Source organism: Rhizobium cauense (assembly GCF_019511525.1).
Taxonomy (GTDB): Bacteria; Pseudomonadota; Alphaproteobacteria; order Rhizobiales; family Rhizobiaceae; genus Rhizobium; species Rhizobium cauense.
Genome location: NZ_JAEUAT010000004.1, coordinates 304,491 through 324,159, shown reverse-complemented (window position 1 = coordinate 324,159; position 19,669 = coordinate 304,491). Strand labels below are relative to the sequence as shown.

The following is a 19,669-nucleotide window of genomic DNA, read 5'->3' as shown; positions in this document are numbered from 1 at the left end:
ATGTGGAGAATGAAGGGCGCTTTGCTCGCCGCAATTATCGTCGCGGTGCTGCCAGGCTGCAAAATCATCAAGACCCCGACCCCTGAGGAAAAGGCGGCGGCTGCGGCCAAGAACGCCTTTGATCCCAATGCAAAAGTCGATGCGATTTGGCAGCCAGAAGTAGTCCCCTATTTTGAGAAGAGAGCGGGCGATCTGAAGGATGTGATACTCCTCGTGGCCACGAGCCCCGACCAGGCGGGGCAGAAATACGGCAACCCGGGAAAACAAAGCAGTTCACCGTGGACGTATGCGGTGAAATTCACCGGAAAGGTGATCGCCGCCGATACAGCCTCACGCGCGGCAACTCTGGATGTCGATACGGACGGCGATGGTAAGGCCGACGCCAAAGTACAGATCGGCCCGGCCCTTCGCGGTACGGCGCTTCGCGACACGCTGGACTTCGTCAATTTCAACGAATTCAAGAACCAGATTGAATGGGCCCAGTTCGGCAAGGCATTCAATGAAAAAGCCAATTCTGCTTTCCTTGCCGCAGTGCCCCGCGACGGGCTGGTCGGCAAGACAGTTACGGTAGTTGGAGCATTTCCGTTACCTAGCGGCGGCCAACCTCCGCTTGTCACGCCTTCGGAACTGACGGTGGGATCATGAGCGTGAGCGAGGCACCAAAGGACGATATCATCCTGCGTCTCGAAGACGTGTCGAAGGTTTATTCAGGCATCGTTGCTGTCAAGCGTGCCAATCTCGAGCTTCGCCGGGGCGCGGTGAACGTCCTGGTCGGCGAAAACGGCGCAGGTAAATCGACGCTGATGAAGATCATCGCTGGTGTGGAGCGTCCGACGCTTGGCAAGATAATTGTCGATGGTCAACAGGTCTCCTTCGACAGCCCTGCCGAAGCTCAGGCCCACGGCATTGGCATGATCTTCCAGGAGCTCAATCTCTTCGCCAACATGTCCGTCGCTGAAAACATCTTCGCGACCCGCGAAATCACCCGCGGCCTGCGGGGCATCGATCATAAAGCGCAGGTCGAAAAGGCGAACGCGTTTCTGAAGCGCCTGGACGCCGGGATCAACGCGGAAACGATGGTGGAAGACCTTCCCATCGGCCAGCAGCAACTCGTTGAAATCGCCAAAGCGATGTCGCTCAATGCACGCATCCTCATTATGGACGAACCGACCTCGGCGCTTTCGGCTGCGGAAGTCGAGATCCTCTTTAAGGTAATTGCCGAGCTCAAGGCCCAAGGGGTCGCCATCGTCTACATCTCGCATCGGCTTGAAGAACTGATGCGGATCGGGGACTACATCACGGTCCTTCGCGATGGACAGATCACCGGCCAAGCAGTGGTCCGCGACATCGACACACGCTGGATCGTACGGTCCATGATCGGCTCCGACGCAAAGGACTTCGCAAAATCCGTAGATCACGCGGTCGGCAAGGAGATGTTCCGTGCTGAGGACATCAGCCTTCCACGAGCGACAGGGGGTCTTGCCGTCGATCATGTGTCACTCTCGGTCAAATCGGGCGAGATTCTTGGAATCTATGGCCTGATGGGCGCTGGTCGCAGCGAATTCTTCGAGTGTGTGCTGGGGCGCCACATGCACTCGACCGGGAAGATCTTCATCGATGGCGAAGAGATCCACGCGCGCGATGTGACCCGCCGTATCCGCAAGGGGCTGGCTCTGATCCCTGAAGATCGGCAGCGGGAAGGCTTGGTCCAGGTCCTTTCGATCGCCAGCAACCTGTCGCTTGCGAGCCTCAACCGCTTCGCCCGCTTTTTCCATATCAATGCTGCCGCCGAGAAGGATGCCATTCGCGACGCCATCAAGGATCTATCGATCAAAGCATCCAATCCGGACTTCGAGGTAACCTCGATGTCAGGTGGCAACCAGCAGAAGGTAGTGATCGGCAAGGCGTTGATGACCAATCCGAAGGTCCTTCTCATGGACGAACCGAGCCGCGGCATCGACGTCGGCGCAAAGGCGGACGTTTTCCGCACCATGCGCCGGCTGGCCGCAAACGGTCTCGCGATCCTGTTTTCGACCTCTGACCTCGAGGAGGTCATGGCCCTTTCGGATCGCATCGCCGTTTTGAGCAATGGCCAACTGGTTGCTGTTTTCAACCGGAACGAGGCGACGGAAGACGCCATCATCGCGGCTTCGGCCAAGGGACACGGACATCAAGGGAAACTCGCGTCATGACGGCGGCCACCTCATCCACTTCTTCGCCGACGAGCACGAACGGCTCTGTTCTACTTACGCTGATGAAGCTCAGGACGTTTATCGCGCTTTTCGCGGTTATTATCTTCTTCGCGATCTTCGCCCCGAATTTCACGTCGACGGCGAACATGATCCTCATGTCGAAACACGTGGCGCTGAATGCATTCCTCGCCATGGGCATGACCTTCGTCATCGTTACCGGCGGCATCGACCTGTCCGTCGGCTCGATCGTCGGGCTTTGCGGCATGGTAGCCGGCGGGTTGATCCTCTACGGCATCGAGCTGCCAATTGGCTATACGATCTATTTCAACCTCTTCGAGATTGTGTTGATCACGCTGTCGATCGGGCTGCTGATTGGCCTCATCAACGGCCTGCTGATTACCAAGCTCAATGTTGCTCCGTTCATCGCAACGCTCGGCACGCTCTACATCGCCCGTGGCCTTGCCCTGCTTTCCTCGGACGGGCAGACCTTTCCAAACCTCGTTGGCCGCCCTGAATATTCAACGACTGGCTTCGACTTCTTCGGTGCGGGACGCATTCTCGGGCTGCCGGTGTCGATCTGGATCCTGATCGCATTGGCGTTGCTGGCTGCCTATGTCGCACGTTCCACGCCAATCGGGCGCCACATCTTTGCCGTTGGGGGCAACGAGCGTGCTGCCCGTATGTCGGGCATCCGTGTCGATATCGTGAAAATCTTCGTCTACATGTTTTCCGGGCTTTGCGCAGCAATCGTGGGAGTCATCATCTCCTCAGAGCTGATGGCTTCCCATCCGGCGACGGGTGAGAGCTTCGAACTCAACGCGATTGCGGCAGCCGTCCTTGGCGGCACCTCGATGTCGGGCGGTCGAGGGACAATCGGCGGAACCATCATCGGCGCCTTTGTCATCGGCATCCTTTCCGACGGTTTGGTGATGATGGGCGTCTCGTCCTTCTGGCAAATGGTCATCAAAGGACTGGTGATTATCATCGCTGTGGTTGTCGATCAGGCGCAGCGCCGCCTGCAGCAGCGCGTTACTCTGATGCAAATGGCAAAGGCAAGTTGAAATGTCTGAATTGAACGGTGCATTAATCGGTTGCGGATTCTTTGCGGTCAACCAGATGCACGCCTGGAACGATGTCGATGGCGCAAAGATCCTTGCGATCTGCGACCGCGATCCCGAAAGGTTGAAAATCGTCGGCGATCAATTTGGCATTGAGCGACGCTACAGTGATGCGAATGCCTTGTTCGCAGACGGTGGCTTTGATTTCGTCGACATCGCCACGACGGTACAAAGCCATCGTGTTCTCGTCGAGATGGCGGCTCAGCATAAGGTGCCTGCGATCTGCCAGAAGCCGTTCGCCAAGACGCTTGCCGATGCCAAGGCAATGGTCGCAGCCTGCCGCGCCGCAGGTGTCCCACTAATGGTCCATGAGAACTTTCGGTGGCAGACGCCGATCCAGGCGGTCCACAAGGTTCTGAGCGAGGGCTCGATCGGGAGCCCCTTCTGGGGCCGCTTCTCCTTCCGCTCCGGCTACGATGTCTTCTCCGGACAACCCTACCTCGCCGAGGGAGAAAGGTTCATCATCGAGGACCTCGGGATCCACACACTGGACATCGCCCGCTACATCCTTGGCGACGTGCGCACAGTTACGGCCCGGACCGGGCGCGTCAACCCGCGCATCAAGGGAGAGGATGTAGCGACGATCCTCCTCGATCACAAAAGCGGCGCAACATCGATTGTCGACGTCAGCTACGCTACGAAGCTTTCGCGCGAGCCTTTTCCCGAGACGTTGATCGAAATCGATGGTTCCGAGGGAACGATCCGACTTACGCAGGGCTACCAACTGGAGGTGACAAGCGCCACCGGGACTATGACCCACGACGTGTCTCCGACACTTCTGTCGTGGGCCTCGCGCCCCTGGCACAACATCCAGGAGAGCGTCTACGCAATCCAGCAGCACTGGGTCGACAAACTGAAGCAGAGCGAGGACCATTCGACCTCAGGGCACGACAATCTGAAGACTTTTGCGCTTGTCGAAGGAGCGTATGCAAGTGCAGCCAGCCACCAGACTGTGGACGTCGGAGCAATGCTTCAATGACCGTCGATGCTTTCACCCTGTATGGCACTCACGACGTCGAAGCGCCACCGGTTCGACTGAGTGCAGGAAAGCTCGAAGTCGATCTCGTCAAAGGCAACCTGCGCACAATCCGCTACGATGGAACCGAGGTGCTGCGGGCAATCTCCTACCTTATTCGCGACCGCGACTGGGGCACATACAGCCCGGAAATCGCAGGTCTGAAGGTCACGCAGGGTGACGGCTCGTTCGAGGTAACCTATCGAGCTCGATGCAACGGCCCGGATGACACTAACCTCGTCATTGATGTGCGCATCCACGGAAAAAGTGACCGCCTCGACTTTGAGGCCGATGCGGTCTCGGAAACGGGTTTCGAGACCAACCGCTGCGGCTTCTGCGTTCTTCATCCGATCGTTGGGGTGGCCGGCGCCCCCGCTTTGGTCGAACACGTCGACGGCGCGACGCAAACCACAAGCTTTCCCGATTTCATCGAGCCCTGGCAGCCCTTCAAGGACATGCGCGCCATCACCCACGAGGCAATCCGAGGTGTCACCGCCGAATGCCGCATGGAGGGCGACACCTTCGAAATGGAGGATCAGCGCAATTGGTCGGACGCCTCCTACAAGACCTATGTCAGACCGCTTGCTCTTCCGTGGCCCTATCAGATCCCGGCCGATCAGCCCGTCAGGCAGAAGATATCACTGATCATCAAGGACAGCCGCCCCGAACAGCCATCCTGCGCGCCCGCCTCGGGTGAAGCGATCAAGCTTCAGCTTGGAACCCAAACCGGCACGATGCCGGCAATTGGTCTGATCATTACGCCCGAGGAGGCTGAGGCCTGTCTGTCCGCACAAGGTTTCCTTTCGGAGATCGCCCCCCAGGAACTGCTCTTCCATTTCGACCCAGGTGCCGGGCATGGGGTGGAAGCGCTCAAGCGGTTCGCGGAGATTGCCGCCGCGCACACCGGGCGCTCGATGTTGGAAATCGCGCTTCCCTGCAAGCAGTCTCCAGGAAGCGAGGCGCACGACATTGCCCGGCAGTTGCGTTCTGCAGGTTTCAAGCCCGGTGCGATCACGATCTCGCCCTCCGTCGATCGGCAATCCACGCCGCCTGGCAGCAAGTGGCCCGACTGCCCGCCGCTCGAAGAGATCTATGCTGCGGCTCATACAGCATTTCCTGACATTCGCATCGGCGGCGGCATGTTGAGCTACTTCACCGAACTCAACCGCAAGCGTGTGCCGGAGGCTCAGCTCGGTTTCATCAGCCACTGCACCAATCCGATCGTGCATGCTGCCGACGATCTCAGCGTGATGCAGACTCTGGAGGCGCTACCCTTCATTACGCGCTCGGTGCGAGCCATTTATGGCGACAAGCCTTACCGGATCGGGCCCTCCACCATCCCAATGCGGCAAAATCCCTACGGTAGCCGCACAATGGATAACCCGTCGGGTGAGCGCATCCCGATGGCCAACCGTGATCCTCGCCACAATGGAAAGTTTGGTGCGGCATTCGCGCTGGCTTATGCGGCAAGCGTTCTGGATGCAAATCTCGAGTGCCTGACGCTCTCAGCGCTGACGGGACCCTTTGGATTGATCGCAGGCGCGGACGAACCGAGCGAAGAAGGTGATTGGCGACCGTTGTTCGGCACCATTCGCACACTCGCAGCACTGGCGGGTTCAGAATGGCGAGAATGCATCTCGAGCTCCCCGTCCAGGGTTCTCGCGTTCGCTTGTATCACCGCAGAGGGCTCGCAGCTCCACATTGTTAACCTGACAAACGACGAACAGGTGGTCGAATGCGGTGGTCTCAGGCGTGGGCTGCCTCCCTTCGGCACCGCCCTCCTCCTGCTGTCGGATTGACCTCGAGCGCCGCGGCTGCATCTATCGTATCGGAGCTCGATCTGGGGAGGTTGGCGTGAAGACCAAGAAGCTAATAAATTCCGGTGCGGATGCCGTCGACGAAATGCTGGAGGGCATTCTGGCGGCCCATCCCGAGTACTTGTATGCGGTTGAAGGCGTGCCTCGCGCGATTGTCGCGAAGAACGGTCCCCGAAATGGAAAGGTCGGACTTGTCATAGGAGGTGGCTCCGGCCACGAGCCGACCTTCCTCGGATATGTTGGCAAAGGACTTGCCGACGCAGCGGCCATTGGGAACGTCTTCGCATCACCGCCGCCCGATCCGATCATCGCATGTGCAAAGGCCGCCGACAGTGGCGCCGGTGTGCTCTTCATGTACGGCAACTACGCTGGCGACGTCATGAATTTCGACATGGCGGCCGAGTTGCTCGCATTGGACGAGATTGAGGTGCGAACTGTCTTGACGACAGATGATGTGGCCTCGGCTCCTCCCGAACAGAACGAAAAGCGGCGAGGCGTGGCCGGTAACGTCTTCATATTCAAGGCGGCGGGCGCCGCATGCGATCTCATGTATTCACTTGATGATGTGGAGCGTGTAGCTCGCCACGCGAACTCGAGAACCTATACCATGGGCGTTGCTCTCTCGCCTTGCTCTCTTCCGCAAACCCTGAAGCCCAATTTCCTCATCGGCGAAGACGAGATGGAGATCGGCATGGGCATCCATGGAGAACCAGGTGTGGCTCGCGGCCCATTGAGGTCGGCAGACGAGGTGACCGATCAGTTGATGGACGGCATTCTCCGGGAGATGGGCGCCGCTGTCGCCGGTGATCGGGTAGCGATACTGGTCAATTCGCTCGGTTCGACGCCCATGATGGAGCTCTACATCATGATGCGGCGGGTAAAGGCCCGTCTTGAGGACGCCGGACTGCTGATCCACACGTCACTCGTCGGGAACTACTGCACCTCGCTCGAAATGGCCGGGGCCTCGATCACGGTGATGCATCTCGACGACGAGCTGGAGAAATTAATCGATCATCCCTGCGACTGCGCAATGTTCAGGAGGTAGCAAGATGGCGATAGCCTCGGGGGAACTGCAGCAGATTTTTTTGCTGATTGCGGACGAAACCGCAAAAAACCGCGACCGCTTGTGCGAGCTGGACGGCGTGATCGGCGATGGAGATCACGGTCTTGCCATGGATACAGGCTGGCAAGCGGCATCGAAGGCCGTGCTCCAACTTGACGAGAACGACGTTTCCCCAACAGCGCTGTTCAACATCGCCGCCAAGGCGTTCTTGAATGCAGTGGGCGCCTCGTCTGGTCCGCTGTACGCGACCGCATTCATGCGCGCAGGTACTGCAGTCAAGGATAAGCACGTTTTGTCAGACGACGATTTCCTGATCGCCTTCAGTGCGATGGCACAGGGAATTCAGGACAGGGGCAAGGCGGAGATCGGCGAGAAGACCATGATCGACGCGTGGAAGCCGGCGGCAGACGCTGCGACGGAAGCCAGGCGTACGGGGGCCAACGTCTCGGCATGCCTTGAGGCGGCGGTTCGAGCGGCGCACGACGGCTGCGAGGCGACGCGTGGCATGGTCGCGGCGAAAGGAAGGGCCTCGCGACTAGGCGATAGGGCGATTGGCCATATTGATCCGGGTGCTGCCTCCGCGGTCATCATTATTGAAGCGATGTCTGCGTTTCTAGCTCAGCGCGATGGTTAGCTCATCATACCAGTTGACATGTCGATCACTATCTGTAAAAAGGGCTCAGCTTACATAGAGGAGGATGGTAATGCTGACCCTAAGTGCACAATTGAAATCCGCGAGCATCGTTGCCATTGCCGTGGCAACCCTGTCGGCGACGCCTGTACTGGCTGAAGATATTACCCTCTGGACGCTTAACTTCGACAACAACGCAGCCAACATCGCCCTGAAGAAGGTTGCGAGCGACTTCGAAGCAGCCAATCCTGGCACGCACGTCGAAATCGTCCAGCGCGCCGTGGACGAGCACAAAACGGCACTTCGCGTCGCTGCTGGATCCGACAAGGGTCCAGATATCTATTTTAGCTGGGCCGGACTGGGCCTCGGCGGCGAGTACGTGAAAGCCGGGCTGTCGCTACCGCTCGACAAGTATTACACGGAATACAAGTGGAACGACGAATTACTGCCGTCCGCCGCTGCCTTCGCTGACCTCTACCCCGGTGGCAAACACGGCGTCCCGTTCACGTTCAAGGGTGAAGCCGTCTACTACAACAAGAAGCTTTTCGACCAGGCCGGCATCAAAGAAGAACCGAAGACTTATGATGAGCTTCTTGCCGCAGCGGAGAAGCTGAAGACTGCCGGCATTCCCGCCTTTACGTTCGGCGGGACGGTAAACTGGCACGTCATGCGCCTGATGGACGTTATCCTCGAAACGAAATGCGGTGCCGAGAAGCATGACGCACTAAAGGCGATGAAGGTCGATTGGACGAAGGAGCCATGTGCGACCGACGCTTTTGCGGAATTTGGAAAGTGGACAAAGGACTACACCCTGCAGCCGTTCATGGGCATCGACAACAAGCAGTCCTATAGCCTGTTCACAGCGGGGCGTGCGGCGATGATGCTGGAAGGCGACTGGCTGGTAGGCCAGCTCAGCGGCAGCGGCGCAAACCTGGATGACTACGGCATTTTCCCATTTCCAACGAACACCGATCGGCTCTATGGGTTTGCTGAGTACAACTACGTCAGCACAAAGAGCAAGAACCCTGACATAGCGGCGAAGTTCCTCGACTACTTCCTGTCCGACAAGGTTCAGCAGGACCTGGTCGGACAGGTCAGCTCGATTTCCGTCAACAAGAACGTTAAGTACACAAACCAGAAGCCACTTGAAGCTGAGTGGCTCGACATCTTCAAGAAGTACGGCAACGTGTACATGAACGGCGACCAAGCGTTCCCGCTTGACGTTACGACGGAGTATTTCCGCATCATCAACGAAGTTGCCTCCGGCAACGTTGAACCAGCGGACGCGGCAAAGCAACTCCAGAGCTTCATTGCAGGCCGGACCTAATTCCTCCCAGAGCGCCAGCCGATTGACATGAATGTTGGTCGGCTGGGGCACCGTTCAATGAGCTGGCAGGGTCCTTGCGCTGCCAGGAGGAGAGCATGTCACTACGTCAAACTTCCCACGATCCCCGCATTCAAGCGCTTATTCTGCTCGTTCCAGCATTGGCAATCTACGCAGTGTTTGCGCTTTATCCGATGCTTAACGTCGTTTTTCTGAGCTTTCAGAAATGGAATGGATTGGACGCGAACCGCCAGTTTGTGGGGCTCGCCAACTACAGCGCAATTTTCACACGCGACCCCGTCTTTTGGGTTGCCTTTCGCAATACGGTTATCTGGACTCTGATGAGCCTGGTGTTTCCACCGATGGTGGGCCTCCTCCTGGCGCTCAGCCTCAACCAGAAGATCTTCGGACGCAACAGCCTGAGGGCAATCTTCTATCTGCCGGTCATCATCGCCCCGATCGCGGTCGCGACCATGTGGAAGTGGATGTATGACCCGTTCTTCGGTCTTTTCAGCCAGATACTGACCTCTTGGGGCATGCAGGCCTGGATCAAGGATTGGCTGGGCAACAAGGACATAGCCCTCTACTCCGTGTTCGTCGCCTATATCTGGCAGACGGTCGGCTTTTCGATGGTTTTGTTCCTCGCCGGCCTGCAAAACGTCTCTCAGACGCTCGTCGAAGCCGCGCGAATCGACGGGGCGGGCCGATGGGCCGTCTTCAAACACGTGACGTTGCCGGCGCTGCGTCCGACCATTACCATCGTGCTCGTCCTTTCTATTATCTCGTCGCTCAAGGCCTTTGATATTGTCTACGGACTGACAGGCGGCGGTCCGGCCCAGTCCACGCAGATGCTCGCACTTTGGGCCTTCACGCAAGCGATGCAGATCTTCGATTTTGGCCGAGGCGCAGCGATCTCGGTCGTTCTCTTGCTGATCACCATGGCGGTCGTCATTCCCTATCTTCGGTGGACACAGAAGCACGAGGAGGTTGAATCGTGACAGCAATCCCGACCGATCCTGCCGATGTGCATCTCGATGCGAAACCGTCCTCGATGAAGCATGATCCCATCCTGATTGGCCTCTGGATCGCCTTGGTGATCGTGGCGCTGATCTGGGTCGCACCATTCGTCTTCATCGTCTTCACCTCCCTGAAGACGCCTGCCGCGGTAACGAGCACCGGCGCGTTCATGCCGCCGACCGAGCTTGCGTTTGACAATTACAGTGGTGCGTGGAGTCGAGGCAACTTCGCCAATTCGTTCTTCAACAGCGTCATTATTACCGTCATCAAGGTGCCGCTGGGTCTGATGCTGTCGGCAATGGCGGCCTACGCGCTAGCCAAGATAAAGCTCAGGTTCAGCAAGGTTCTATTGCTGCTTGTCGTCTTCGGCACGATGATCCCGTTCCAGGTCATGCTCGCACCGCTCTTCACCCTCGTAAATTCGTTCGGGCTGATCGATACCTATCCGGGTGTCATCCTTCCCTATATCGCGTTCGGCGTTCCCTACCAGGTGTTTATTCTGCATGGCTTCTTCAAAGGGATTCCGAAGGAGCTGTCGGAGGCAGCCCTGATCGACGGAGCAACACACTTCACAATTTTCAGGCGGATATTCCTTCCTGTCTGCCTGCCGGTGCTCGCCGCCCTTCTCATCCTAGATTTCGTATCCACCTGGAACGAATTCGCGATGGCACTGGTCCTTCTGCAAGACCAGAAGATGTGGACGCTGCCACTCGGCCTCATGTCCTTCCAGGGCCAGTTCTCGAGCAACTACGGGCAACTCAACGCCGCCATCGTCATGACGGTCCTGCCCGCGACGATCGTATACCTGATGTTCCAACGCTACTTCGTGTCCGGCCTCACATCCGGTGCGGTAAAGGGCTGAGGCCGCAAGATTTATTCTACGAGGAGAGTATTCAATGTCCGATGCAACAGTCGAAAAATGGGGAGTGTTCGAGGCCTCCTTCCAAGGGCCCTCCGATGGCAACCCCTATCTCGACGTGGCGTTCGATGCCATCTTTGTGCACAAGAGCCGGGAGGTACGGGTACCAGGCTTTTACGACGGCAATGGTGTCTATCGGGTTCGCTTCATGCCCGATATCGAGGGCGAATGGTCCTTCCGTACCAGTTCGAAGACCGGAGCGCTTGACGGCAAGACTGGAGCCCTAGTTGCCACGGCACCTTCTCCGGGCAACCATGGCCCAGTCCGGGTCCGCAACAAGTTCCACTTTGCCTACGCAGACGAGACACCCTTCTTCTCGTTTGGCACGACCTGCTATGCCTGGACGCACCAGCCGCTTGAGATGCAGCAGCAGACTCTCGAGACGTTGAAGAAGACGAAGTTCAACAAGATCCGCATGGGCGTCTTCCCGAAGGACTACCCTTACAACGTCAACGAGCCCCTCTATGCCTGCTTCGAGAAAGGCGCCGAGGGCAAGGAAGACTTCGACCGTCCAAATCCCGTGCTCTTCCGCCACTTTGAAAAACAGGTTGCAGCCTTGTGCGAGCTGGGCATTGAAGCTGACATCATCATCTTCCACCCCTATGATCGCTGGGGCTATGCGGACATGTCAGCGGAACAGGACTACCGCTACGTCGCCTATTTGGCGGCGCGCCTGTCGGCCTACAGGAATGTTTGGTGGTCGCTTGCCAACGAGTACGACTTCCTGATCGACACCAAGCCGATGGCCCAATGGGATCGCTATTTCCACATTCTCGAGGAAAACGATCCATACCAGCACCTTCGCTCGATCCACAATGGCGACGTGACAGCGAATTTTGACCACCGTAAGCCCTGGGTCACGCACACCTGCATTCAAAATCCCGACGTCAAGCGCACCCAGGAATGGCGAAATGCCTACGGTAAGCCGGTCGTCAACGACGAACCGGAATATGAAGGTGACATTCTGCAGTCTTGGGGCAACCTCTCCGCGCAGGAACTGGTGCACCGCTACTGGATTACGATGACGCGGGGGGGCTATGCCGGCCACGGCGAAACCTACTCCCACCCGCAGGACCTAATCTGGTGGGCCAAGGGGGGCGAACTGCGTGGCGAAGCCTGGAAGCGCATCGGCTTCCTCAGAGATCTTCTCGAAGCAGATGTGAAGCACGGGCTGGAACCCCTTGGAATACTTGGCGAGTGGCCGTGGTCGCGGGTGTCTGGCGCTCGCGACGGTGATAGAGATTTCCGGCTGATCTATCTCGGTGAGCACCAGCCCATCGTTTGGTCATCCGGCCTGCCGCTGGACAGTGATGACTACGATGTCGATGTCATCGATACCTGGGAGATGACCATAACGCCTGCCGAAAAGATCGCGGCGCCTGTACCCCATCCGACCCGCCATGGAGCAATCGTACGTGGTGGAAAACCGGACGCCGCCTTCGGCGTCGCTATTCCACGCAAACCGTACCAGGCGCTGCGGGTTCGCAGGAAGCGCTAGTCTAGGGAGTTCCAAATGTCTGGATTGAACATAAAGAACGTAAAGAAGTCCTTCGGCGCGGTAGACATCATCCACGGCGTCGACGTCGACATCGCCAACGGTGAGTTCGTGATTCTTGTCGGCCCCTCCGGCTGCGGCAAGTCGACCTTGCTGCGGATGATCGCCGGCCTTGAGGAAATCTCATCCGGGCAGATCAGCATCGACGGCCGGGTCGTTAACGATCTGCAGCCGAAGGACCGCAACATCGCGATGGTCTTCCAGAACTATGCGCTTTATCCCCAGATGACCGTCGCCCAGAACATGGGCTTCGCCCTCGAGCTTGCAGGTGTGAAACGGCCAGAGATCGACAAGAAAGTCAGCGAGGCCGCTGCTGTCCTTGGCTTGGAACCTCTGCTTGCGCGTAAGCCCGCACAATTATCCGGCGGCCAACGGCAGCGCGTTGCCATGGGGCGGGCTATCGTTCGAGATCCGAAGGTTTTTCTGTTCGACGAGCCGCTGTCCAACCTCGACGCCAAGCTTCGGGTGAAAATGCGTGCGGAGATCAAGGCGCTGCATCAGCGTCTAAAAACGACCATCGTTTATGTGACACACGACCAGATCGAAGCCATGACCATGGCTGACAAAATCGTTGTTCTGCAGGGTGGCCGAGTCGAGCAGATTGGCAGCCCTCTCGAACTTTATGACCGCCCGCGCAACATATTTGTCGCCGGCTTCCTGGGGTCGCCCTCCATGAACTTCCTCGAGGGAACTCTTCAGAACGCAGGCAGCCCGGCATTGACCCTCGTAGGGGGCGCACGGGTGAACCTTTCTAGCGCTCCGAGCGCATCGGCAGGCAGGGCCGTGGTGCTCGGCATTCGACCCGAAGACATCGCGCTGGCCGGTGAGGAAGGGGTCGATGCGGTCGTGAAAGTCATCGAACCGACCGGCTCCGAGACCCACGTCGCTGTAGAAGTTGAAGGCAAGGAACTGACATGGGTTGTCAGAGAGCGCGTTGAACTTGTCCCCGAGCAGCGAGTAAAGCTTTCGTTAGGGACCTCGAAGGTTCACTTTTTCGACCAGAAAACCCAGCAACGCCTGGATGCGTAGTCCGGTTCGAAGGGTTGACCTGCGCGGATCAATCGACAGTCATAAGATTACTGTGCTCGTTCGCGACTGCCGACTTTTCCAGGCGGCCTTGCCAATGACCTCGCGATATCGACGATGTCGTCGCGTGAGGCAGTTGGGTCTTCCTTGTTCCAGGCAACGCCAAGCCCGATCCGGAAGTCGATCCCCCTCACCTTCTTCAGCTCAAACGCACGGTTTGGAAGCTCAAGCGTCCATTCCGGCGCAAAGCCAATACCGAGCCCGGCCGAGACCAGTGATACCAGCGACCAGGTGTCATCACAGCTATAGGCGATGTTCTTGGTCAGGTCGTACTCCTCGAACTTCTCATTGAAGTAGCGCTCTGTGAACGACAGGTTCTGCCGGTTGAAGGCAATGATCTTCTGATCGCGGAGGTCATCGATCGAAATGTCATCGCGCTTTGCCAGCGGATTGGAATGGCCAACGGCCAGATAGTAGCGCTCATGGGCAATCGAGAAGAAGCGCAGCGAGCCGATGTTTTCGACCGGGCGGATGAAGCCGAGATTGATCTGGCCACTCTCCAGGTTGCGGATGATGTCGCCGGTGTTGCCCGACGAGATATGGATGCGGACATCGGGGAACTTGCGGGCGATCTTCGACAGGAACGTCGGCAGCATGCCGATAGTGGCGGGATAGACGGTGCCGATCCTGATCTGTCGGATGCGGCTGCCGCCGGCAGCCCTCGTCAGCTCGGTGCCGAGCTCGACCTCGCTGAGGATGCGGACACAGCGATCGTAGAACGTCTCCCCTGCCCTCGTCAGTTCGACCCGCCTGGTGGAGCGGATGAACAGGGCACAGCCAAGCTCGCGTTCCAACGACATGACATGATTGCTCAGCGCTGGCTGGGCAATCCGCATCTTGGCTGCCGCCCTGCCAAAGTGCAGTTCCTCGGCCACTGCCTTGAAATACGAAAGTTGGCGCAGTTCCATCGACTAATCCCTCCGGCCACAACAGCCCAGTTTCGAAAACTACATTTTGTTCTTATATCACTCCATATTGTTCGTGGCCAGAGGCGTGTCAGTGAGGAACAAAGTGTTCCTATGGAGACACTCGCTAGACGCTTACAGGAAAGAGCCCGGCAATTGGGCATTTCGAACGCCGAAGCAGCGCGGCGGGCGGGTCTAGACGAGCGCCGTTACGCCCACTACGCTTCGGGTCGCCGCGAGCCCGACCTGGTCACACTCGTCCGAATTGCTTCCGCTCTGGGAACTTCGCCAAACTGGATGCTCGGCGTATCGACGACTACTAGCGATCCGGAATTGGCGGAATTTATCGAACGCTTTGCCAATGCTGCCAATGGCATGAGCAAACAAGAGGTCGAACTGTGCGTCATACAGGCGGAAGCGATTGTCGCGGCAAAAAGTCGTCAATAGTTCAACCACCATTGTTCGCCACGGGACGAGTCGAATATCCGGCATGTCGGGCATCCACGAATGCTTTGCCGGAAAAGGAAACTGATGATGGACACAAGGTCCAAACGCGGACGCAAAGCAGGTGAGAACGCGGCCCCCGCGTCCGTCCAGGTTCTCGATCGCAGTCTCGTGCTGCTTTCAATCGTTGCTGAGGCCGACGGATCGACATTAACGGCTTTGGCAGATGCGACAGGAATGGCAACCTCAACCGTACATCGCCTGCTCACATCGCTGTCCGCGCACGGTATGGTGGTGAATGACAGCGACACCGGTTTGTGGACCGTTGGGCTGCGCGCTTTCGAAATTGGCAATGCCTTCCTCCGCAACCGCAAGGTTGGAACGATCAGCCGCCCCTTTCTAAAGAAACTTATGGAAGAAACCGGGGAGACCGCGAATATCGGAATTGAGGACGACGGTAATGTTGTCTTCATCTCGCAAATGGAAAGCCACGCGCCGATGAGGGCTTTCTTTCGACCGGGAAAGCGCGGACCAATCCATGCGTCTGGCATTGGCAAAGCTATTCTATCAACTTGGTCTGACAAGGAAATTGGCCAGTTGCTATCAGGCAAAAAGCTCCAGAGTTTCACCGACAGGACCCGAAATACGCTTCCTTCCTTGTTGCGTGATATTCAGGAGATCCGCCGTCGAGGGTGGTCGCTCGATGACGAGGAGCATACTGTCGGAATGCGTTGCGTCGCAGCCCCGATCTTCAATGAGTACGGCGAGACAATCGCCGGAATTTCGATTTCCGGCCCTTCTGTGCGGATTAGTGATGAGAAGGCGTCGTTGCTCGGACCCGTTGTGCGCGACAGTGCCGATCGCTTGACCCGGGCCATGGGAGGCAAGAGGCCCGAGGAGCTTTAGCCTCGGCCTGTCACAGAGGATTGGCCGAGGCATCAGCGCGTCATATAAGTTCCGGCTCGGGTCGTTCAATTTGGTGGGGCCGCTGAAGAGGGTGTTTGCGTGCTTTGCCAGCGACGTAAACCTCCGCAACGCACCGGTCGTCGCCCATTGTCTGCATCACAAAAAGCTCGTCCACCAGGGACGAAGCAACCTGCATACGCAATTCCATCGACGGCTTGGCACGACTGTTGAGGACAACGAGATCGGCATCAGCGCCGAGATGAAGCGAGCCGATCCGATCATCAAGACCAAGCGCACGCGCATTGCCGAGCGTCATCATGTAGAAGGAGTTAAGCGGTGAAAGCCGCTGTCCTTGCAAGTGCAGCACCTTGTAAGCCTCGTCCATGGTTTCGAGCATTGAAAAGCTCGTCCCTGCACCTACGTCGGTGGCGACAGAGTACCTCGCACCGGCGCGATCAAACCGGTCGCGGTCGAAAAGCCCACTGCCGAGGAAGAGATTGGACGTCGGACAGAAGACACCAACCGCTCCGGTCTCGGCAAGAACAGACACCTCTCGATCGCTGAGATAGATGCAGTGCCCAAGCAGCGTTTTCGACGATAGAAGCTCGTAACGGGCATAAATATCGGTGTAGTCCTTCGCGTCCGGATAGAGCGACGTTGCGAAGGCAATCTCGTCGCGATTTTCCGAGAGATGGGTCTGGACATAGCAATCTGGGTGCTCCGCAACGAGCACTCTGCTGGCGTCCATCTGCGCCGGTGTCGACGTGATCGCAAAACGCGGGCTGATTGCGTACTGCGCGCGGCCGCGACCATGCCACTTTGCAATCAACCGCTTTGTCTCGTCATACCCTTGTTGCGGCGTATCGCGGAGCTTTTCCGGTGCATTCCGGTCCATCATGACCTTGCCGCCGATCACCAACATGCCGCGCTCCTCTGCGGCTGTGAAATAGGCGTCGACACTTTCAGGATGCACCGAGCAGTAGGCAGCCGCAGTTGTCGTGCCATTCGATAAGAGTTCATCCATGAAGCGCCCTGCAATCATCGATGCGTGCTCTGGCTTTGCGAATTTCTGTTCCTCAACAAAAATGTAGGTGTTCAGCCATTCCAGCAACTGCGCACCATAGGAGGCAATTGCCTGGGTCTGCGGGAAATGAAGATGCGTGTCGATAAAACCCGGGAGGATGAGATTCGGCCGGTGGTCGGCGATCTGCGTTTCGACTGATGTGCTTTTCCTCACCTCGGCAAAGTGGCCGAGGCCGGCGATCTTGCCGTTGCGGACGAGGACAGCACCGTCTTCGAAATATCGGAAGGCTGACGTGTCATCGATATGCCGCGGCTCCTCGACAAAGGTCAGCACACGACCGCGGATCAGTATCTCTGTCATTCTGCAGTTCCTTGTTTAGTGGCCTGTTCATACCAAGCGACAAGCAGGCGGCGCTCGTCATCCGAGACGGCCGTGACATTGGCGGGGGGCATCGCATGCGAGCGGCCGGCCTGCAGGTAGATCTCACGGGCATGGGTTGCAATCTGCACGTCCGTTTCGAGCATCACGCCCTTAGGCGGCACGATGATACCCTCCCAGCCAGGCTCCTTTGCGTGACACATCGAACAGCGTCCAAGGACGGTATCGCGCACCTTCGGGAACACGTCCGCCGCCAGGAAGGGCTTTTGCGCTTCCGAAATCTGCTCGGGCTCTCCAGTGAGGATCCGTGGTACCGTCGACAGCCACATTATGACGATGAAGAGAAGGACGGTGACCAACCACGTCCAGGTCGGGTTGCCGGCATTTGCATGACGCGTGTTGAAGTAGTGTCGGATCGTCACGCCCATAAGAAAGACGAGCGAGGCGATGATCCAGTTGAACTGAGTGCCGAACGCCAGAGGGTAGTGGTTGGACAGCATCAGGAAGAGGACAGGCAGCGTTAGATAGTTGTTGTGCGTGGAGCGCTGCTTGGCCTGCTTGCCGAGTGCAGGATCAGGAGTGCGCCCGGCGATGAGGTCGGCGACAACGTTCTTCTGGTTCGGAATGATGATAAAAAAGACGTTCGCGGACATGATCGTCGCGGTAAAGGCGCCGAGATGCAGAAATGCAGCACGCCCGGTGAAGAGCTGGGTGTAGCCCCATGCCATCGCCACCAGCATGAAATAGAGCAACACCATTAGCCGCGTGTTGTCGTTGCCAAACGGCGACTTGCAGACGAGGTCATAGACAATCCAGCCAAGGGCGATCGACGCAAGGGAGATGCCGATTGCAATGGGCTTGGACACGTCGAGCACGTGCGGATCTATCAGGTAGAGATCGGCGCCGGCATAATATACGAGGCAAAGCATGCCAAACCCTGACAGCCAGGTAACGTAGGATTCCCATTTGAACCATACGAGATGCTCTGGCATGTTCGAGGGTGCCACCAAATACTTCTGTATGTGATAGAAACCACCGCCGTGGACCTGCCACTCCTCGCCATATGCACCCATGGGTAGGTCCGGACGCTTGCGCAGCCCAAGATCGAGGGCCACGAAGTAGAAGGAGGACCCAATCCAGGCGATGGCCGTGATGACATGAAGCCAGCGGACGGCAAAGGTCAGCCAGTCCCATGCGATGGCATATTCGTACATGCAACTCTCCCTATTTGGGAGACTCTTGCCATTCCCTGACCCTCGCCGAAACGGCGGTTAATCCTCAACACTTTCAAAAAAATCTATAAGATCACCTGTGCTACGGTTCCATTTCGCAAGACTTCAGGAAGACTTATGTCCTATCTCGATAATGTGCGCGTCTTTGTCCGGGTGGTTGAGCTTGGGACGTTGTCGTCTGCCGGACGCGACCAACGGGTTACGCCGGCCGTTGCCAGCAACCGAATCCGCGAACTGGAACGCCATCTTGGCGTGCGGCTTTTCAACCGCACCACGCGAAAACTCTCGCCGACCGAACATGGCCGCGTCTTTTACCAGGGTGCGCTGAAAATCCTGGATGCCATCAACGAAGCTGAGAGCGCAATTGCCGATCTGTCACACAATCCGAAAGGATCCCTGCGAATTACCGCGCCTCTCGGCATCGGAAGGCGGCTGATCGCAACAGGAATCCCGGAATTCCACGACAGATACCCCGATATTGAAGTCCGGCTTCGCCTCTCCGATCACAATATCGATATTCTTGGCGAAGGCGTGGATGTCGCATTCAAACTCGGAGTCATCGAGGATTCCGACTTGCGCATGCGCAATATCCTCAATTGCGCACGCGTGATTTGCGCCGCCCCAACCTATCTCGAAAGGCGTGGAATACCCGCCGATGCCGATGCATTGATCAACGACAAGCACGAGTGTCTTCTGCTGCGTTATCCCGGCTCCAAGGAGTATTACTGGACGCTTCAGACCCAGGAGGGTTTGCGTAAACTCGAAATTTCGGGCCCCTTCGATTCTGATGATGGCGATGTGCTGACGCAGTGGGCATTGGAGGGGCGCGGCATCATCAACAAACCACTTTTCGAGGTTAAGAGCCACCTCAACGACGGCACGCTAGTCGAGATCCTCACGGATACCCCGCCGGCGAATGTACAATTGGCGGCGATCTATCCCCACAAGCGCTTCCAGGACCCCAAGGTCCGCCTGATGATCGATTTCATGACCGAGCGCTGTCAGCGGCTCATCGCCAGAATTCTGGAATAGCGATTGCGTCA

General features: G+C 57.7%; 18 protein-coding genes. 15 read left to right on the top strand and 3 right to left on the bottom strand.

All coding sequences use genetic code 11. The features are described 5' to 3' along the window. From JNB88_RS09990 to JNB88_RS09935, 12 genes are all read left to right on the top strand, one after another. Nucleotides 1-645: a DUF2291 family protein gene (locus tag JNB88_RS09990; protein ID WP_220355326.1), complete on the top strand. Its 645-nt coding sequence runs from the start codon at nt 1-3 to the stop codon at nt 643-645. After that, entirely contained in the window at nt 642-2,192 is a 1,551-nt protein-coding gene (locus JNB88_RS09985; protein ID WP_220355325.1) for a sugar ABC transporter ATP-binding protein, read from the top strand. The genes JNB88_RS09990 and JNB88_RS09985 overlap by 4 nt, the downstream gene beginning before the upstream one ends. Continuing rightward, nucleotides 2,189-3,253 (top strand): ABC transporter permease, encoded by a 1,065-nt coding sequence (locus tag JNB88_RS09980; RefSeq protein WP_220355324.1) that lies wholly within the window; start codon nt 2,189-2,191, stop codon nt 3,251-3,253. The genes JNB88_RS09985 and JNB88_RS09980 overlap by 4 nt, the downstream gene beginning before the upstream one ends. Nucleotide 3,254: 1 nt before the next feature. After that, the gene (locus JNB88_RS09975; RefSeq protein ID WP_220355323.1) at nt 3,255-4,289 is read left to right on the top strand and encodes a Gfo/Idh/MocA family protein; all 1,035 of its coding nucleotides are present in this window, start codon (nt 3,255-3,257) and stop codon (nt 4,287-4,289) included. Then, on the top strand, nt 4,286-6,124 hold the full coding sequence (gene apnL, locus JNB88_RS09970) for a D-apionate lactonase (RefSeq protein WP_220355322.1): 1,839 nt from the start codon (nt 4,286-4,288) through the stop codon (nt 6,122-6,124). Before JNB88_RS09975 ends, apnL begins: the two co-directional genes overlap by 4 nt. 55 nt (nt 6,125-6,179) lie before the next feature. Next, nucleotides 6,180-7,187, top strand: coding sequence for a dihydroxyacetone kinase subunit DhaK (locus JNB88_RS09965; RefSeq protein ID WP_220355321.1), 1,008 nt, complete (start codon nt 6,180-6,182; stop codon nt 7,185-7,187). A 4-nt stretch (nt 7,188-7,191) separates the two neighbouring features. Continuing rightward, nucleotides 7,192-7,839, top strand: coding sequence for a dihydroxyacetone kinase subunit DhaL (gene dhaL, locus JNB88_RS09960; protein ID WP_220355320.1), 648 nt, complete (start codon nt 7,192-7,194; stop codon nt 7,837-7,839). A gap of 70 nt (nt 7,840-7,909) precedes the next feature. Then, nucleotides 7,910-9,163, top strand: a complete 1,254-nt coding sequence (locus JNB88_RS09955; protein WP_220355319.1) for an extracellular solute-binding protein — start codon at nt 7,910-7,912, stop codon at nt 9,161-9,163. A gap of 95 nt (nt 9,164-9,258) precedes the next feature. Continuing rightward, complete coding sequence (locus JNB88_RS09950) at nt 9,259-10,158, top strand: carbohydrate ABC transporter permease (protein WP_220355318.1); 900 nt, start codon at nt 9,259-9,261, stop codon at nt 10,156-10,158. Beyond that, nucleotides 10,155-11,039, top strand: coding sequence for an ABC transporter permease subunit (locus JNB88_RS09945; RefSeq protein ID WP_156142430.1), 885 nt, complete (start codon nt 10,155-10,157; stop codon nt 11,037-11,039). Before JNB88_RS09950 ends, JNB88_RS09945 begins: the two co-directional genes overlap by 4 nt. A 34-nt stretch (nt 11,040-11,073) precedes the next feature. Next, nucleotides 11,074-12,594 carry a DUF5060 domain-containing protein gene (locus JNB88_RS09940; RefSeq protein ID WP_220355317.1) on the top strand — a complete coding sequence of 507 codons (1,521 nt, stop codon included), beginning with the start codon at nt 11,074-11,076 and terminating at the stop codon, nt 12,592-12,594. Between the two features lie 15 nt (nt 12,595-12,609). Next, complete coding sequence (locus JNB88_RS09935) at nt 12,610-13,680, top strand: ABC transporter ATP-binding protein (protein WP_220355316.1); 1,071 nt, start codon at nt 12,610-12,612, stop codon at nt 13,678-13,680. 47 nt (nt 13,681-13,727) lie between these two features. On the opposite strand, the gene JNB88_RS09930 is transcribed toward JNB88_RS09935, so the two are convergent. After that, nucleotides 13,728-14,645 carry a LysR family transcriptional regulator gene (locus JNB88_RS09930; protein WP_220355315.1) on the bottom strand — a complete coding sequence of 306 codons (918 nt, stop codon included), beginning with the start codon at nt 14,643-14,645 and terminating at the stop codon, nt 13,728-13,730. Between the two features lie 111 nt (nt 14,646-14,756). On the opposite strand from JNB88_RS09930, the gene JNB88_RS09925 reads away from it, so the two are divergent. Both JNB88_RS09925 and JNB88_RS09920 read left to right on the top strand, forming a co-directional pair. Further along, the gene (locus JNB88_RS09925) at nt 14,757-15,089 is read left to right on the top strand and encodes a helix-turn-helix domain-containing protein (protein WP_220355314.1); all 333 of its coding nucleotides are present in this window, start codon (nt 14,757-14,759) and stop codon (nt 15,087-15,089) included. Nucleotides 15,090-15,176: 87 nt separating this feature from the next. After that, a complete protein-coding gene (locus JNB88_RS09920) occupies nt 15,177-15,992 on the top strand; it encodes an IclR family transcriptional regulator (RefSeq protein ID WP_220355313.1) in 816 nt (271 codons plus the stop codon). A 40-nt stretch (nt 15,993-16,032) separates the two neighbouring features. On the opposite strand, the gene guaD is transcribed toward JNB88_RS09920, so the two are convergent. Both guaD and JNB88_RS09910 read right to left on the bottom strand, forming a co-directional pair. Then, complete coding sequence (gene guaD / locus JNB88_RS09915; RefSeq protein WP_220355312.1) at nt 16,033-17,376, bottom strand: guanine deaminase; 1,344 nt, start codon at nt 17,374-17,376, stop codon at nt 16,033-16,035. Further along, a complete protein-coding gene (locus JNB88_RS09910; protein WP_220355311.1) occupies nt 17,373-18,608 on the bottom strand; it encodes a urate hydroxylase PuuD in 1,236 nt (411 codons plus the stop codon). Before JNB88_RS09910 ends, guaD begins: the two co-directional genes overlap by 4 nt. A 135-nt stretch (nt 18,609-18,743) precedes the next feature. Here JNB88_RS09910 and JNB88_RS09905 point away from each other — a divergent pair, with 135 nt between their 5' ends. Then, nucleotides 18,744-19,658 (top strand): LysR family transcriptional regulator, encoded by a 915-nt coding sequence (locus JNB88_RS09905; protein ID WP_220355310.1) that lies wholly within the window; start codon nt 18,744-18,746, stop codon nt 19,656-19,658. Nucleotides 19,659-19,669 lie beyond the last annotated feature (11 nt).